The sequence below is a fragment of the Pseudomonas sp. NFR02 genome (genome assembly GCF_900119375.1).
GTDB classification, from domain to species: Bacteria; Pseudomonadota; Gammaproteobacteria; order Pseudomonadales; family Pseudomonadaceae; genus Aquipseudomonas; species Aquipseudomonas paracarnis.
This window is the reverse complement of the sequence record NZ_FPJJ01000006.1, coordinates 1-15,439: the sequence shown is the minus strand read 5'-3', so window position 1 is coordinate 15,439 and position 15,439 is coordinate 1. Positions and strand designations below refer to the sequence as shown.

The window sequence follows — 15,439 nt, the reverse complement described above, 5'->3', positions numbered from 1 at the left end:
TATTTCGTACCGTCATCCGTGATGAAATCAGTATCCTTTGCAATCGGCGAGGCTCGCCCGTATCGTGCGGCGCTTGAGCAAAACCAGACACTTTTGAGGTTGCCACAATGAGTTTGACCGAAGCCCGTTTTCACGACCTGGTGGATGCCACCCAGGAGAAGCTGGAAGATATTTTCGACGACAGCGACCTGGATGTGGATCTGGAAAACTCGGCCGGTGTGCTGACCGTCAAGTTCGAGACTGGCCCGCAATTGATCTTCAGTCGCCAGGAGCCTCTGCGTCAGCTGTGGCTGGCGGCGCGCTCCGGTGGCGTTCACTTCGACTACGATGAAGAAAGCGGCAAATGGCAGTGCGACAAGAGTGAAGAGTTGCTGGGTGAGATGCTCACCCGACTGGTCCAGGAATACACCGGCGTCGAGCTGGATTTCGACGAGGTCTGATGGTGAGTGAGCCTGCAACCGTACGCCCGCCCAAGCCGCTGTTCAGCAATGTCAGCCCGGCAGTGCCGTCACCTTGTATCAGTTTGTGTCGCCTGGACGAGCAGAAAGTCTGCCTGGGCTGCTTCCGCCACGTGGAAGACATCCGGGAATGGCGCTCTGCCGACGATGCGCGGCGCCGGGTGATCTGCGCCGAGGCTGAACAGCGCAAGGCGAGCGCCTGACGGCGTCTTGTTTATTTGTGTCGCTGTGGTAGTGTCCGGATACACCTCCATTCATCGAGGTCCGTGAGAACCCCGCCTTTTCCTGGCGGGGTTTTGCTTTTTTGTGCAGAAAAAAGGAGTCTGCCTGAATCATGACCACCGCACCGTCCATCATTCTTACCCGTCTTGACGTGCAGCGTCTGGAGCAACTGATCGACCGCTTGGGCGACGAGTTTCCCGGCGCCCGAGCGTTGCAAGCCGAACTCGACCGCGCCGAAGACGTGGTTGGTCACGATGAAGTGCCTGCGGGTGTCGTGACCATGAACTCCAGCGTGCATTGCCGTGAGCAAAGCAGCGGCAAGGACTATCACCTGACGCTGGTCTACCCCAAGCACGCGAACGCCGACGAAGGCAAGATTTCGATCATGGCACCCGTGGGCAGCGCATTGCTCGGCCTGCAAGTGGGCCAGCACATCGACTGGCCGGCGCCAGGCGGCAAGACCTTGAAGCTGGAATTGCTCAGCGTCGAAGGCCAGCCCAAAGATGGCGGCGCCTTCCCGCTCTAAACCTGATTCAAGGCCGCATTGAGTGACTGTTCCAGTTCGGCTTTATAGCGCAGGTACAGATTGCTTGGGCTTTGCACATCACCGAGCAGTCCCGACAGATCCAGATCAGTGATATAGCAGCGGTAACGCTCGGTTTCCCGACGTTGCCCGACGATCTCCCGGGCGACCACCGTAAACAGCTGGTCGCCAAATTCCAGTTCGGAAAACTCCCGCTGATTGCAGTACAGGGTGATCCCTACGTGGCCTGGCGTGCCTTTGCCGATAATGGCCTGCACGTCATAAAACGCCTTGTTGGCCGGGTCTTGCGGGGCCGGCCTTGGCTCAACGCCCCGCGCACGGCCGCTGCCCGATGGCAACAGTTGGTAATACAGGATCTGTATCTCGCCCGCGGGTTGCTGGGTGTCCAGGGACGATAGTGCTTCGCGGCGATACAGGATCGATTGCAAAAAGCGCTGCAACGGCGCCAACAGGCTTTGCTCATCATGAAATGGCAAGCGCTGTTGCCAGAGCGCGTTGAATTCGTCGAGCACGTAGACGTCGGCGAAGCCTTCATTAACGCGGTAGAACACCTGCACACACTCGGCTTGGCCCATGGGCAGCAGCAGCGCCAGGTCGTGGTCTTCCAAGGCCATGGCGTCCAGGTGCCACGGGCTATAGCTGACCAGCTCCTCGCTGAGGTAGGCGATCAGCGCGTCCTGGGTCGGCAGTGACACATGGGTGGCCTGGCCCGGTACCAGTTCCATGACGTGATAATGCTGCTGCACCTGGAGCAGGTAGCGATGATTGCCCTGGCCGAGCAGCAGATGCTGCGCGGTGTCGAATACCTCTTCCACCCGCTGGGCAATGAACTGTGCCCGGTTGTGGCAAAAACAACGCACTCGCAGGCGTGGCAGATGGTTCGAGGGCAGTTGGTTGAGGTAGTCGCGCAGGCAGTCGAGCAGGGCGTGGGGGCCGTCATAGCGGCTGACCATCACTTCGTTCCAGCTGTTGAGCGTGACCTGGTCCAGGGTCAGCACCAGATTGTCGCGCACGCCGGCATAGCTCAGGGAGTCGGTGCGCTCTGTGGTCATCAGGATATTCAGGTCGCGATGATGTTTGAGCGGGTCAACCCCAACGTTGATCAACAGCAGCACCTCTTCCGGCACTGCCGGGCGCAGCAAGCGGCTCTCATCGACACTGGACAGGGGCAGGGCGATGGTCTGTTGCAGGCTGCCCAATAGGTTGAACAGCTCGAACTCGGTCATGTCGCTGGTGCCGGGGTGCAGCGCCAGGCGGGTGCTGCTGTCGATCACGCCGTTGCGATGGCACCAGGTGAGCATTTCCAGCAGGTCGCGGCTGCGTTTGATCGGGGCGAAGTGTTCCCACTCCAGAGCGGTAAGGTTGCCGTTATACAGGCCCCAATGGTGCTGGCCCGGCTCCTTGCGGTTGGGCGACTGCACCAGGGTCAAAGTGTCTTCGGCCAGGTCCGGGGCGATGCCGGGGTTGATGAACTCGACCTTGCCGGCCTTGCGCTCGAACGCCGCATACAAGCGGCGGCCCAGTACATTGAGTTCGCGTTTATTGACCGCGCTGGCGGTGTGTTCGCTGCGGGTGAACTGGGTGAGGAAGCGGTAGCTGTAGTTCAACTCATTGACCAGAGCACGGCGCTCGGAGGCGACCTGGCGCACTTTCCATTGGCTGCGGCTGTCCAGCAGGGCCAGTTGGCGCGTGTCCCAGCCCCACTCATGCGCCAGGCGTTCCAGCAGCTGCCGTTGCCAACCGGCGGTGCGCTGGCCGGCGCTGAGCTTGCGGTTGACCTTCAGGTACAGGCTGCGGCGCACCAGTTCCAGGCGCTCCAGCTCGTTGCGGGCCTTGAGGTATTCCTCGATGCGGCGGTAGACCATGATGTACGGGTCCAGCTCATCCAGGTCTACCTGATGGCTGAACACCGCCTGTTTGAAGCGCAGGCTCAGGCATTGCACCTTCGGGTGTTCGCTGGCGTAGACCTCGGTCAGCAGCAGCTTGAGCACCGATTTATAGGGCGACTCGATGCCCTTGAACAGTTGCCACAGCCCGGCGCCAATAAACTCCCCCGGAGGAATATGAGCCAGATGGCCGAGGTCGAGGGTTTCATCGACGCGGATAAAACGCTTGGACACCAGGGCGTGAGTAAATTCGGCGTAGCGGTTTTCTTCGTAGACCGGCACCAGCCACCAGATGGGCGTGCGCCCGGCCAGCCAGATCGCGGTGCGATAGAACTCATCCAGCAGCAGGTAGTGCTGGGTGGTGCCGCAGTCGTCGGAACTCAGTGGCGTATCGCGATCACCCAACACAAAGCGCGTCGGGTCGATCAGGAAGAAATGCGCCTCGGCACCCATGCTCAAGGCCCAGGTTTCCAGCAGTTGGCACTTTTTGCGCAGCTCGGCCAGCTCGGTCTCGCTCAGGTTGGGAGCGTGGCATACCCACACGTCCATATCGCTTTGATCGGCCTGCGCCAGCGTGCCAAGGCTGCCCATCAGGAACAAACCGTGGATCGGCGTAGGCGGGTTGCCATGGCGCGGTTTATAGGAGAACGAGCGTGTCAGGCGTTGGGCATCGGCCAAGGCCTGGGCGTCCGGTTCGAAATTCGACAGGCCAGCCGGTGTGTTACTGGAGACATAGCCCGGCAACAGCGGATGATTGACGTGGAAAAACAGCGGCAACAAAGCCAGCACGCTTTGCTGGCGTGGCGTCAGCCCCTCGACGGCCCGGGCCATGCGGCCTTGATTGAGGGTCATGAAACGCGCGCGCAGTTGGGTCAGCACCTTACGGTCGATGCCTTCGTCCAGATCGGGGCGGATTTCATGGGTGCGGGTCATGTCGAACTCGGTGGCTCGCAGCCCGACGCGGGCGGCCATGCAGGAGTTTACAGACAGTAGCGTAGGAGTTTTAGAGGGAAGTGGCTTTTTGGCGTCAGAATTTCGTATGCCGCGCAGCAACACCCGCGGAATCCGCAGGCGGCGGACTCCATGGGCGGTATCAAGTATCAGGCGGCTTCTTTGGTGTTGGCAGTGGTCAGGATGGTCAGCAGGGTTTGGGCTTGCTCGGCAGCGTCCCGGCCAAGGCTCGTCAGGTAGCCCCCGTCCGGTTGGTCAATCAGCCCTTTGGCATGGAGGCGCTTGGCAGCGGCGATGGCAGTAGGGGCGGCAGTCTGATGGACTTTCAAGCCTTCCTTGGTGCTGTCCAAGGGGAAGAGTACAAGGATTTCCAGTTCGGCAACCAACTCAGGGGTATACGACATAAGGACTCCAGACTTTCTAAAATTTATTAGAGGCTAGCAGGCCATAAGGTGAACGCACTTTGCCGAACTGTCCAGCGTGTTGCTGCGTGCCGGGGTTATTCCTTTTCCGGCGGCAGCTCGGGCAGTGCCCGCAGTGCCGTTTCATACCACTCGGTATTGAAGGCGCGGTCATCTTCGAGCATGGCGTCGATCTCGAACGCCAGCACGTGAGCCATCAGATTCAGGATATCTTCGCGCTCGTAACCCACCAGGGTCAGTTTGTTGAACGTAGCCTTGGCCGCTGGCGGGTTATCGCTCTCGATCTGGTTCTCGATGGCTTCGATCAGCGTGGTCTCGGTGAATTCTTCTTCGTCGTTGTCGATATCGGTCGGCTCGCTCATGGCAGGCTCCTCAAGGAAAGGGCGTCAGTCTACCCCCATTCAGGTGGGTGATGCTGCTGGTCAGGGTGCCCTCGAGGATCTATAACTCTTGCAGCCAACCCCACACCCGGCCTGGAGGCTTTGCGATGCTCAAGCTTTACGGATTTTCGGTCAGCAACTACTACAACATGGTCAAGCTGGCGCTATTGGAGAAAGGACTGCCCTTCGAAGAGGTGCCTTTTTATGCTGGGCAAACTCCCGAAGCCTTGGCGGTAAGCCCCCGCGGCAAAGTGCCGGTGCTGGGTGTGAAGCAGGGGTTCATCAACGAAACCAGCGTCATTCTCGAATACCTCGAACAGACCCAGGAAGGTCCGGCGCTGTTGCCCGCCGACCCGTTTGCGCGGGCTCAGGTGCTGGCGCTGTGCCGTGAGATCGAGCTGTACATCGAACTGCCTGCGCGGGCGTGTTTCGCCGAGGCTTTTTTCGGCATGGCGGTGCCGGAGGCGATCAAGGAGAAGTCCAGGGCCGAGCTGCTGCTTGGAGTAGGTACCTTAGGCCGGCACGGGAAGTTCGCGCCTTATGTGGCGGGGGAGAGCTTCACCCTTGCGGACCTGTATTTCATGTACAGCCTGAACCTGGCCTGCGGTGTGGGCGAGAAGCTGTTTGGGCTGGATCTGCTGGAGCCGTTGCCGAAGGCGAAAGCCTTGTTGGCGCGCCTGAATGGGATGCCCAATGCGCAGAAGGTAGAGGCGGACAGGCAGGCGGCGATGCCGGCATTCATGGCGATGATTGCGGCCAAGAAATAACCAATGTGGGAGGGGGCTTGCTCCCGAAGGCGGTGGGTCAGCTAAGATTTTCTTGTCTGATACACCGTCTTCGGGAGCAAGCCCCCTCCCACAATTTTAGCGGCTGGCGAGCAATTGCTGGCCGCGCACGACCGCCGCCTTGACCTGTGCCGGCGCAGTGCCGCCCACATGATTACGGGCATTCACCGAGCCTTCCAGGGTCAGCACGGCAAACACATCCTGCTCGATCTGGTCGCTGAACTGGCGCAGTTCTTCCAGGCTCATTTCCGCCAAGTCCTTGCCGGTGTCCACACCGTACTTCACGGCGTGGCCGACAATTTCGTGGCAGTCACGGAACGGCAGGCCACGGCGCACCAGGTAGTCCGCCAGGTCGGTCGCGGTAGAGAACCCGCGCAGGGCCGCTTCACGCATGATCGCGTGCTTGGGCTTGATCGCCGGAATCATGTCGGCAAAGGCGCGCAACGAGTCGCGCAGGGTGTCGGCGGCGTCGAAGAGCGGTTCCTTGTCTTCCTGGTTGTCCTTGTTGTAGGCCAATGGTTGGCCTTTCATCAGGGTCAGCAGGCCCATCAGTGCACCAAATACACGGCCGCTCTTGCCACGCACCAACTCTGGCACGTCGGGGTTTTTCTTTTGCGGCATGATCGAGCTGCCGGTGCAGAAGCGGTCCGGCAGGTCTATGAACTGGAATTGCGCGCTGGTCCATAGCACCAGCTCTTCGGAGAAGCGCGACAGATGCATCATCGCGATGCTGGCGGCGGCGCAGAATTCGATGGCGAAGTCCCGGTCCGACACGCCGTCCAGGGAGTTGCCGCCCACGGCGTCAAAGCCCAGCAACTGTGCGGTGTACTCACGGTCAATCGGGTAAGTGGTGCCGGCCAGTGCAGCGCTGCCCAGCGGCATGCGGTTGGCACGCTTGCGGCAATCGACCAGGCGCTCGTAGTCGCGGCTGAGCATTTCGAACCAGGCCAGCAGGTGGTGGCCGAAGGTCACAGGCTGTGCGGTCTGCAGGTGAGTGAAGCCGGGCATGATGGTGTCCGATTCACGCTCGGCCTGCTCCAGCAAACCTTTTTGCAGGCGGGTGATTTCGCCCAGGATCAGGTCGATCTCATCGCGCAGCCACAGGCGGATATCGGTGGCGACCTGATCGTTACGGCTGCGACCGGTGTGCAATTTTTTGCCGGTCACGCCGATGCGATCGGTCAGGCGTGCCTCGATGTTCATGTGCACGTCTTCCAGGTCGACGCGCCAGTCGAACGTCCCTGCCTCGATCTCACCGCGGATGGTGGTCAGGCCGTCGATGATGCTGTCACGCTCGGCGTCGGTCAGCACGCCGACCTTGGCCAGCATCGTGGCGTGGGCGATGGAGCCCATGATGTCGTGGCGGTACAGGCGTTGATCGAAGGTGACGGAGGCGGTGAAGCGCGCGACGAAGGCGTCGACGGGTTCACTGAAGCGGCCGCCCCAGGACTGGTTGGTCTTGTCGGTGCTCATGGATTCGCTCGTGATCTGCTTAAAAGAGGCATGAAGGTGTGCCGGCGATCATAACAGGGTTGCCCGTGGAGGCGGTGCTGCGGGTGATCGGCAATTTTATTTGTGTAAGAGATGGCTAAGTGCCTTGCCGCCGACCGCATCCGGGACGAGACTGGGGGCAGGTACTTATTGAAACGATATTTGACGATTGAGCAATGTCGCCTCAGTGAGCGTCTACAGTTGGACTGATAGTGTGTGAATGCACCAAAGTCGGGTGATGCGGTCATAACCAGACTATCCATTAAACAGGGGGGTATTCGGATTGTTTATCAGTGAACCCTACGACGATGCCCGAAGGCAGCGGGTCTTGGGCGCTATTGAACAGGTCCGGGTAAATTTGGGTGCCATTCTCAGGGCACTTTTTGCCGCTCGCGCTAGTCTTAGCGTGGATCGCTGTGACGTCAGTCACCGCACCTGTCTACGCTATCCTTGTGCGAGACTCACGCAGGAATCCAGCGCAATATGAATGTCCTGATCGTTGATGACGAACCCCAAGCCCGCGAGCGACTGAGCCGTCTGGTCAGTGAACTCGAGGGTTATACAGTCCTTGAACCGAGCGCCACCAGCGGCGAAGAGGCGTTGACGCTGATCGACAGCCACAAGCCGGATGTAGTGCTGCTCGATATCCGCATGCCGGGCTTTGATGGCCTGCAGGTCGCCGCCCGCTTGAGCGAACGCGAATCGCCGCCCGCCGTGGTGTTGTGTGCGGCGCAGGATGAGTTTTCTGCACAAGCGCTGGAAGACAGCGGTGTCAGTTTTCTCGTCAAGCCGGCCACTGCCGAAGCCTTGCTCAAAGCCTTGAAAAAAGCCGAGCGTCCCAGCCGCGCCCAACTGGCTGCCTTGACGCAACCGGCTGCGCAAAGTGGTAACGGGCCACGCAGCCATATCAGCGCACGTACCCGCAAGGGCATCGAGCTGATCCCACTCGGCCAGGTGGTTTACTTTATTGCCGATCACAAATACGTGACCTTGCGCCACGAGACCGGTGAAGTGTTGCTTGATGAACCGCTCAAGGCGCTTGAAGACGAGTTTGGCGAGCGTTTCGTGCGCATTCATCGCAACGCGCTGGTCGCCCGTGAACGCATCGAGCGCCTGCAGCGCACGCCCCTGGGGCACTTTCAGCTATTCCTGAAGGGGCTCAATGGCGATGCGTTGATCGTCAGCCGACGCCATGTCGCTGGCGTGCGCAAGATGATGCAGCAGCTTTAGCCCAAGGGTTGCGGCGCGGTCTGCATTCCTTATCCCGGTGCGACGTGGCCAGGGAGGCCCCGCACTTGCTGATTCAAATCAAAGCGTATTTGCCTGAGCTGTTATTATCCGCCGTATCTATTCAGTACGGATTGATCCATGTCCTCTCGCGAAATCCGCATCGCCACCCGTAAAAGCGCCTTGGCCTTGTGGCAGGCCGAATACGTCAAAGCACGCCTTGAACAGGCCCATCCCGGCCTCAAGGTCTCCCTGGTGCCCATGGTCAGTCGCGGCGACAAGCTGCTGGACTCGCCATTGTCGAAAATCGGCGGCAAGGGCCTGTTCGTCAAGGAGTTGGAAACTGCGCTGCTGGACAACGAAGCCGACATCGCCGTGCATTCGATGAAAGACGTGCCCATGGACTTCCCTGAAGGCCTGGGCCTTTTTTGTATCTGCGAGCGCGAAGACCCGCGCGACGCCTTCGTTTCCAACACCTTCGCGTCCCTGGACGAATTGCCGCTGGGCAGTATCGTTGGCACCTCCAGCCTGCGTCGCCAGGCCCAGTTGCTGACGCGGCGTCCCGACCTGCAGATCCGCTTTTTGCGTGGAAACGTCAACACGCGCCTGGCCAAGCTCGACGCCGGCGAATACGACGCGATCATCCTCGCCGCTGCCGGCCTGATCCGCCTGGGCTTTGAAGACCGCATCACCTCGGCCATCAGCGTCGAAGACAGCCTGCCCGCTGGCGGGCAGGGTGCAGTCGGAATCGAATGCCGCACCGCCGACAGCGAAATTCATGCGCTGCTAAAACCTCTCGATCACGCAGACACCGAAGTGCGCGTCACCGCCGAGCGTGCCTTGAACAAACACCTCAACGGTGGCTGCCAGGTGCCCATCGCCTGCTATGCCGTACTCGAGGGTGAGAACCTGTGGCTGCGTGGCCTGGTTGGTGATCCGGACGGCGGTAACCTGCTGACCGCCGAGGTACGTGGGCCGCAACGTGATGCCACGGCCTTGGGGATTCAGGTCGCCGAAGCGTTGCTGGAAAAAGGCGCGGGTACCATTTTGCAAAAAGTCTATGGCGAGGCCGGCCCGCAGTGACCGACTGGCGAGTGCTGCTGACGCGGCCTGCCGAGGAGTCGACGGCCCTGGCGGCGTTATTAGCCCAGAGCGGTATTCACAGCAACTGCCTGCCTTTGCTGGAGACTGAAGCCTTGCCGGTGACCGCAGAGCAACACGCGGTGTTCGGCGCGCTGCCGCGCTATCGCGCCGTCATCGTGGTGAGCAAGCCGGCTGCGCGCCTGGCGTTGCTGCGGTTGGGGGGCAGTGTGCCGCCAATGCCCTGGTTCAGTGTCGGCGCGGCCACGGCCCAGATATTGGCCGATCATGGCCTCAACGTTCACTTTCCCGCCACGGGCGATGACAGCGAGGCCTTGCTTGAACTGCCCGCCTTGCGCGAGGCTATTGCAGCGCCGGGTGCCCGGGTGTTGATCCTGCGCGGCGAGGGCGGGCGTGAGTTGCTGGCAGAGCGTTTACGCGAGCAAGGTGCTAGTGTCGATTACCTGGAATTGTATCGGCGTTTTCTTCCGGTGTATGAGAAGGGCGCGTTGATGCAACGCATCCAGTTGGAACGCTTGAACGGCCTGGTGGTCAGCAGTGGGCAGGGTTTTTTACACCTGCACGCGTTAGCCGGCCCCGATTGGCCAGAGGTGGCACAGCTGCCGTTGTTCGTGCCCAGCCCGCGTGTATATGAAATGGCGCGGGCCGCGGGTGCAGAAAAAGTTGTGGATTGTCGCGGCGCGAGTGCCGCGGCTTTGTTAGTGGCGTTAGGGAGCTATCCCGTTCCCACTCTCTGATACGCAAAGGACGGATACGTGAGCGAAACAGCCTTGCCTAAAGATGAAGCTCAGCCCGCGCTTGATGCGCCGGTCGAGACACCGGTCAGCGCGCCACGCCGTGGCAATGGCCTGGCAGTCGTCGCCTTGCTGTTGGGCGCTGCGGGCGTAGCCGCCGGCGGCTGGGGGATCTGGCAGGTCCGTGCCCTGCAAGCCAGCAGCCAGCACCAACTGGGCCAGGTGCAGACCCTGGATGACCAGTCCCAGAGCCTCAAGCAAGGCCAACAACAGCTGGCCGCCCGCCTGGCGCAGTTGCCGGGTGCGGATGAGCTGGAAGAGCGTCGCCGCCTGGTCACTCAGTTGCAGGGTGATCAGCAGCGTCTCAACCAGCGTCTGGAAACCGTGTTGGGTGCCAGCCGCAAGGACTGGCGCCTGGCCGAGGCCGAGCATCTGATCCGTCTGGCCAGCTTGCGTTTGTCCGCCTTGCAAGACATCAACAGCGCCCAGTCGCTGGTGCAGGGGGCCGACGAAATTCTTCGCGAGCAGAGCGACCCAGGGGCTTTCGCTGCACGGGAGCAATTGGCCAAGAGCCTGGCCGCGCTGCGCAGCACCGAGCAACCGGACCGTACCGGCCTGTACCTGCAATTGGCTGCCTTGCGTGACCAGGTGGTGCAACTGGCGGCGATTGCCCCGGAGTATCAGCTCACGGAGCCTGCTTCCAAGGGGCGTCCCACCAGCGATACGCAGAACCAGTTGAGCCAGTGGTGGGAGCAGATCTCCCGTTATTTCCGCATCGACTTCAACCCGGATGACAACATCCGTCCCTTGTTGGCAGGCCAAGGCCTGAACCAAGTGCGGCTGGCCTTGAGCCTGGCGCTGGAGCAAGCCCAATGGGCTGCGCTTAACGGCGAGGCGGCGGTGTACAGCCGCTCGTTGGGAGAAGCGCGCAGCGTATTGCAGGACAACTTCAACCAGGACAACCCGCAGAGCAAGGCGATGCTGGCGCGTATTGCCGAGCTTGAGCCCAAGGCGGTGTCGGTGGTCACGCCTGACCTGGCTGCGAGCCTGGCTGCTGTGCAGGCGTACCTTGAACGCCGTCATCAGTCTGCCGACGAAGCCAAGGCTTCGGCTGGCAAACCGGCGACCCAGGAGTAGAGCTGATGAAGCGTTTCTATGTGATCCTGGTGCTCGCGATTGCGCTCGCGCTGGCCCTGGGTGTGGGCATTTCGAAACACACCGGCTACGTGTTGATTACTTATCCTCACCTGCTGCATTACGAATCAAGCCTGTGGGCGACATTGGTGGCGGTGTTCGCCATTGGCCTGGCGATTTACCTGATCCGCGTGTTATGGAGCCTGGTCACCACATCCGGTGGCGTGGTCAACCCCTGGTCACGACGCAACCGCAGCCGTCGTGTGCAGATCGCTATCGAGCAAGGCCAGATGGACCTCGCCGAGGGCCGCTGGGCCAGCGCCGAACGCCACCTGCACCGCGCCGCCGAAGCAGAGCGCCAACCCCTGCTGTATTACATCGGTGCCGCCCGTGCGGCTAATGAACAGGGCCGTTATGAGGAATCCGACGGCTTGCTGGAGCGTGCGTTGGAACGCCAGCCCCAGGCCGAACTGGCCATTGCACTGAGCCATGCGCAGTTGCAGATGGACCGTGGCGATACGGAAGGCGCACTGGTCACTCTTCAGGCGATGCATGAGCGTCATCCGCATAACGCGCAAGTACTGCGACAGTTGCAACGTCTGCATCAGCAGCGTGGCGATTGGTCGTCTGTGATTCGCCTGCTGCCTGAGCTGCGCAAGGACAAAGTCTTGCCCGCCAATGAGCTGGCCGAGCTGGAGCGTCGCGCCTGGGGCGAGAACCTGAGCCTGGCGGCCCAGCGTGAAGAGCAAGGCGAAGCCGGGTTGCAGTCCTTGGAACGCGCATGGGAGCAACTGACCGCTGCCCAGCGCCAACAGCCACAACTGGTGTTGGCGTATGCCGACCAACTGCGTCGATTGGGCGCGGATGCCAAGGCCGAAGAAGTGCTGCGTGGCGCCCTTAAACGCGGTTATGACAGTCACCTGATCCGGTTGTATGGCCTGCTGCGCGGCAGTGATCCTGCGCGGCAACTGAAGTTTGCCGAAGGCTGGCTCAAGGACCATCCAGGCGATGCCAGCCTGCTGCTGACGCTGGGTCGTCTGTGCCTGCAAAACAGTCTGTGGGGCAAGGCGCGGGATTATCTGGAAAGCAGCCTGCAAGTACAGCGCAATCCCGAAGCCTGCGCCGAATTGGCTCGCCTGCTGGCCCAATTGGGCGATACCGAGCGCAGCAACCAGCTGTTTCAGGAGGGCTTGGGGTTGCTCGACGATCGCCTGCTGTCCTCGCCGCTGCCAGTGCCTGCGCGAGTTTGAAGTAGGAAAGGGTGGATGGGTTGGCTAGGACCGATCTGACACCCAACCCTTCAAACCCTGCAACCCCTCGGCTTAACTGGCTTTGTTACTAATTCCTACTTGTCTTGGCTGATTTTCCTCGGGCCCGTGGCGGGATGTCCTTATGTTTTCGAGGAAAAGTCCGCTCTAGGGCGTATTGAAAGGGGTCGGGCCTTTCCTCTACCGTAGCGACCTATCTCTTGCAGTGCGGATAAACAATGTCTCTGGCCCCTTTACGCTCTTTGTTTTTCCTGGCGTTCATGGCGGGTGCGCTGACGTTGGGCGCGTCTTACTACCTTCAATACGGTGCGCTGCTACGACCTTGTTTTCTATGCCAGGTACAACGCCTGTTCCTCGCCTCTTTTGCCTTGATCAACCTGATTGCCGCGCTTCACAAACCTGGGCGTTCCGGCCTTTGTCTTTATGGGTTGGCGAGCATGGGCTGTGCGTTGCTGGGCGCCATCACCGCAGGCCGGCAAGTCCTGTTGCAGAACAGGCCGGCAAGCCAGGTGGGGGATTGCTGGCCCAGCCTGCAGGACATGCTTGAAAACCTGTCTGTCTGGCAGGCAATGCGCTCGGTGTTCAATGGCACGGTCGATTGCGTTGAAATCAACTGGACGCTGTTTGACTTGAGCCTGCCTGAGTGGAGCCTGCTGTTTTTTGTGGCGATGCTGATCCTGGGGTTCATGCAGGTGTCACGGCTGTTGTTCGGCAGGCATTTGCGCCTCGCAACACATTGAAAACGAGACTCAGGTTGTAGGAGCGGATTAAACACTTGTATGAACATTCTCTCCTGCGTACCTTGAAGCCATAGTCATGCGGGCATAATCTGGCCCGCACGCGTTATCCAAACCGCTTGTCAGACGCGGCCTTGTCCGTCTGCTGCTTCATCCTTGAAGTGTTGCGCAGGTACAGAGCTGCGGCGCCCCAATAGGGAAGAGAGATCATCATGTTGGAAAGTTGTCAGAATGCTCAGGAACGCTGGGGTGGGGTGCACAAGCTGATCGACAGCTGGTTGAAGGCACGTCACGAACTGGTTCGGGCCTTTGATGCTCTCGGCGCCAAGCCCGAAGCGTTGGGCGAGAATCGCAAGCCGTTGCAGGAGTTCTGTGAGGTGTTGGTGGACTACGTGTCTGCCGGCCATTTCGGCGTCTACGAGCAACTGACCAAGGAGGCCGAAGCCTTCGATGATCAGCGTGGCCTGGAGTTGGCTGAGACGCTTTATCCGCGCATTGATGTGATCACTGAAAAGCTGCTGGCGTTCACCGACCTGTGTGATGCCGGGAAATGTGTCGCGGAAAAATTCAAAGAGTTGGGGGCGCTGTTGCATGAGCGTTTCGAGCTGGAAGATTGCTTGATCGAAGTGCTGCACAACGCTCATAAGGAAGAACCCGCCACCCAGGCTTGAAGCTGGTGGCGAGGTAAGAAAAACGGTGCGCATGTCGCACCGTTTTTTTATGGGTCAGTGGCGAGTGCCGAGTAGTTCGATCTCGAACACCAGCGGCGTATAGGGGGGGATCAACTCACCTGCGCCGTCTGCGCCATAGGCCTGGGCTGAAGGAATCACCAGACGCCATTTCGCACCCACCGGCATCTGTTGTAATGCACTGCTCCAACCGCTGATCACGCTGTTGAGGCGAAACCATTGCGGTTGCGTACTTTTGTCGAAGACAGTTCCATCGGGCAGTCGGCCCACGTATTTAACCTGCACTTCATCGCTGGCCAACGGCTTGTTGCCAGTGCCGGGTGTCAGCTCGGTGAGCAGGATCCCATCGGCCAACTGACGAACGCCGGCTGCGGCTTTTTCCCTTGAGAGAAATTGCTGCTCGGCAGCGAGTGCTTTTTCGCTTTGAGGTCGTTGGGCGTCGGCGGCGTTCTGCGTTTCGTGCTGCGCGAGGATCTGTTCGATGCGCGCGTTATCCAGCGCCAGTGGCTTGCCTTGGTAGGCTTGCTTGAGTCCGTCGAGCAGGGCCTGTATCTGCAGGTCGGGGACTTCCTGGCGCAACCGTTCGCCAAGGCTTGCGCCCAGGCTATAGGCAAGATCGTGCGGGGTTGCGGCGGTGGTGTTTGACGAGGGTTGCTCGCTTGCATCGGCCACGCAGATCGCCAAGCCGAACACTAGAAAAAGGTAACGCGACATGGGCATTCTCCCGGCGAAAGTGCGACGGATTATGCCAGTGCGAGTGCGTAAAAAGTGGCACGGTTTTCCGTTATATCGATAAGAATTTTCGCACGTTGCAACGCAACGCAAAGGATACTGTCAACATGCCCTAGCGGCGGTAAGAGCAGAGGGCTAGTATGAGCCGCACCCACGTCAGCCAGGAGGTAAACCATGTCGGCCAAACAGAAGCCTGTAAATACCCCGTTGCACTTGCTCCAACAACTTTCGGGCAGCCTGCTCGAACATCTGGAAAGCGCGTGCTCCCAAGCCTTGGCTGATGCAGAAAAGCTGCTCGCCAAACTGGAAAAGCAACGCGGTAAAGCGCAAGAAAAGCTGCACAAATCCCGCACCAAACTGCAAGACGCCGCCACTGCCGGCAAGTCCAAGGCACAAGCCAAAGCCAAAGGCGCGGTCAAAGAACTTGAAGAGCTGCTGGATGCTCTCAAGGATCGCCAAGCCGAAACCCGCAGCTACATTTCCCAACTCAAAAAAGACGCTCAAGAAAGCCTGAAACTGGCCCAAGGTGTTGGCCGTGTGAAGGAAGCCGTAGCTAAAGCACTGGGTGCTCGTACGCCTGCAAAAGTAGCCGCCAAGCCAACTGCTAAAACTGCTGCTGCCAAACCAGCTGCCAAGCCAGTCGCTAAAACCGCTGCTGCCAAACCAGCCGCGAAGCCA

17 protein-coding genes are annotated in these 15,439 nt (G+C 60.2%); 12 read left to right on the top strand and 5 right to left on the bottom strand.

Annotated elements, in window-relative coordinates:
- The first annotated feature begins 107 nt into the window (after positions 1-107).
- The 3 genes from cyaY (at position 108) to rnk (ending at position 1,206) form a co-directional block, all read left to right on the top strand.
- Positions 108-440 carry an iron donor protein CyaY gene (gene cyaY / locus BT199_RS18160; RefSeq protein WP_014720455.1) on the top strand — a complete coding sequence of 111 codons (333 nt, stop codon included), beginning with the start codon at positions 108-110 and terminating at the stop codon, positions 438-440.
- Positions 441-442: 2 nt separating this feature from the next.
- Entirely contained in the window at positions 443-661 is a 219-nt protein-coding gene (locus tag BT199_RS18155; RefSeq protein ID WP_032873896.1) for a DUF1289 domain-containing protein, read from the top strand.
- A 131-nt stretch (positions 662-792) separates the two neighbouring features.
- On the top strand, positions 793-1,206 hold the full coding sequence (gene rnk / locus BT199_RS18150) for a nucleoside diphosphate kinase regulator (RefSeq protein WP_014720453.1): 414 nt from the start codon (positions 793-795) through the stop codon (positions 1,204-1,206).
- Here the strand turns inward: rnk and BT199_RS18145 are convergent.
- The 3 genes from BT199_RS18145 to BT199_RS18135 form a co-directional block, all read right to left on the bottom strand.
- The gene (locus BT199_RS18145) at positions 1,203-4,043 is read right to left on the bottom strand and encodes a class I adenylate cyclase (protein ID WP_072435332.1); all 2,841 of its coding nucleotides are present in this window, start codon (positions 4,041-4,043) and stop codon (positions 1,203-1,205) included. The two genes, rnk and BT199_RS18145, sit on opposite strands and share 4 nt — an antisense overlap.
- 167 nt (positions 4,044-4,210) lie before the next feature.
- Positions 4,211-4,465 (bottom strand): TIGR02647 family protein, encoded by a 255-nt coding sequence (locus BT199_RS18140; protein WP_014720451.1) that lies wholly within the window; start codon positions 4,463-4,465, stop codon positions 4,211-4,213.
- A 95-nt stretch (positions 4,466-4,560) separates the two neighbouring features.
- Entirely contained in the window at positions 4,561-4,845 is a 285-nt protein-coding gene (locus BT199_RS18135; RefSeq protein ID WP_014720450.1) for a hypothetical protein, read from the bottom strand.
- Between the two features lie 125 nt (positions 4,846-4,970).
- On the opposite strand from BT199_RS18135, the gene BT199_RS18130 reads away from it, so the two are divergent.
- Positions 4,971-5,630 (top strand): glutathione S-transferase family protein, encoded by a 660-nt coding sequence (locus BT199_RS18130; RefSeq protein WP_014720449.1) that lies wholly within the window; start codon positions 4,971-4,973, stop codon positions 5,628-5,630.
- 96 nt (positions 5,631-5,726) lie between these two features.
- On the opposite strand, the gene argH is transcribed toward BT199_RS18130, so the two are convergent.
- Positions 5,727-7,121, bottom strand: a complete 1,395-nt coding sequence (argH, locus tag BT199_RS18125; RefSeq protein WP_020302866.1) for an argininosuccinate lyase — start codon at positions 7,119-7,121, stop codon at positions 5,727-5,729.
- A gap of 501 nt (positions 7,122-7,622) precedes the next feature.
- Between argH and BT199_RS18120 the strand changes: the two genes are divergently transcribed.
- The 7 genes from BT199_RS18120 (at position 7,623) to BT199_RS18095 (ending at position 14,011) form a co-directional block, all read left to right on the top strand.
- On the top strand, positions 7,623-8,369 hold the full coding sequence (locus BT199_RS18120) for a LytR/AlgR family response regulator transcription factor (protein ID WP_003195394.1): 747 nt from the start codon (positions 7,623-7,625) through the stop codon (positions 8,367-8,369).
- 138 nt (positions 8,370-8,507) lie between these two features.
- Complete coding sequence (gene hemC, locus BT199_RS18115; protein ID WP_019819816.1) at positions 8,508-9,449, top strand: hydroxymethylbilane synthase; 942 nt, start codon at positions 8,508-8,510, stop codon at positions 9,447-9,449.
- Positions 9,446-10,204 carry a uroporphyrinogen-III synthase gene (locus tag BT199_RS27535; RefSeq protein ID WP_014720446.1) on the top strand — a complete coding sequence of 253 codons (759 nt, stop codon included), beginning with the start codon at positions 9,446-9,448 and terminating at the stop codon, positions 10,202-10,204. Before hemC ends, BT199_RS27535 begins: the two co-directional genes overlap by 4 nt.
- 18 nt (positions 10,205-10,222) lie before the next feature.
- A complete protein-coding gene (locus tag BT199_RS27530; RefSeq protein WP_256575989.1) occupies positions 10,223-11,338 on the top strand; it encodes a uroporphyrinogen-III C-methyltransferase in 1,116 nt (371 codons plus the stop codon).
- A gap of 5 nt (positions 11,339-11,343) precedes the next feature.
- Positions 11,344-12,585, top strand: a complete 1,242-nt coding sequence (locus tag BT199_RS18105; protein WP_072435216.1) for a heme biosynthesis protein HemY — start codon at positions 11,344-11,346, stop codon at positions 12,583-12,585.
- Positions 12,586-12,821: 236 nt separating this feature from the next.
- A complete protein-coding gene (locus BT199_RS18100; protein WP_032901899.1) occupies positions 12,822-13,343 on the top strand; it encodes a disulfide bond formation protein B in 522 nt (173 codons plus the stop codon).
- 209 nt (positions 13,344-13,552) lie between these two features.
- Positions 13,553-14,011, top strand: a complete 459-nt coding sequence (locus BT199_RS18095; RefSeq protein ID WP_014720442.1) for an Rsd/AlgQ family anti-sigma factor — start codon at positions 13,553-13,555, stop codon at positions 14,009-14,011.
- 54 nt (positions 14,012-14,065) lie between these two features.
- Here BT199_RS18095 and BT199_RS18090 read toward each other — a convergent pair whose 3' ends face one another.
- Positions 14,066-14,743, bottom strand: coding sequence for an FKBP-type peptidyl-prolyl cis-trans isomerase (locus BT199_RS18090; RefSeq protein WP_032901900.1), 678 nt, complete (start codon positions 14,741-14,743; stop codon positions 14,066-14,068).
- Positions 14,744-14,935: 192 nt separating this feature from the next.
- Here BT199_RS18090 and BT199_RS18085 point away from each other — a divergent pair.
- Positions 14,936-15,439: AlgP family protein (locus BT199_RS18085; protein WP_218189593.1), on the top strand; the 504-nt coding region annotated here is incomplete at its 3' end.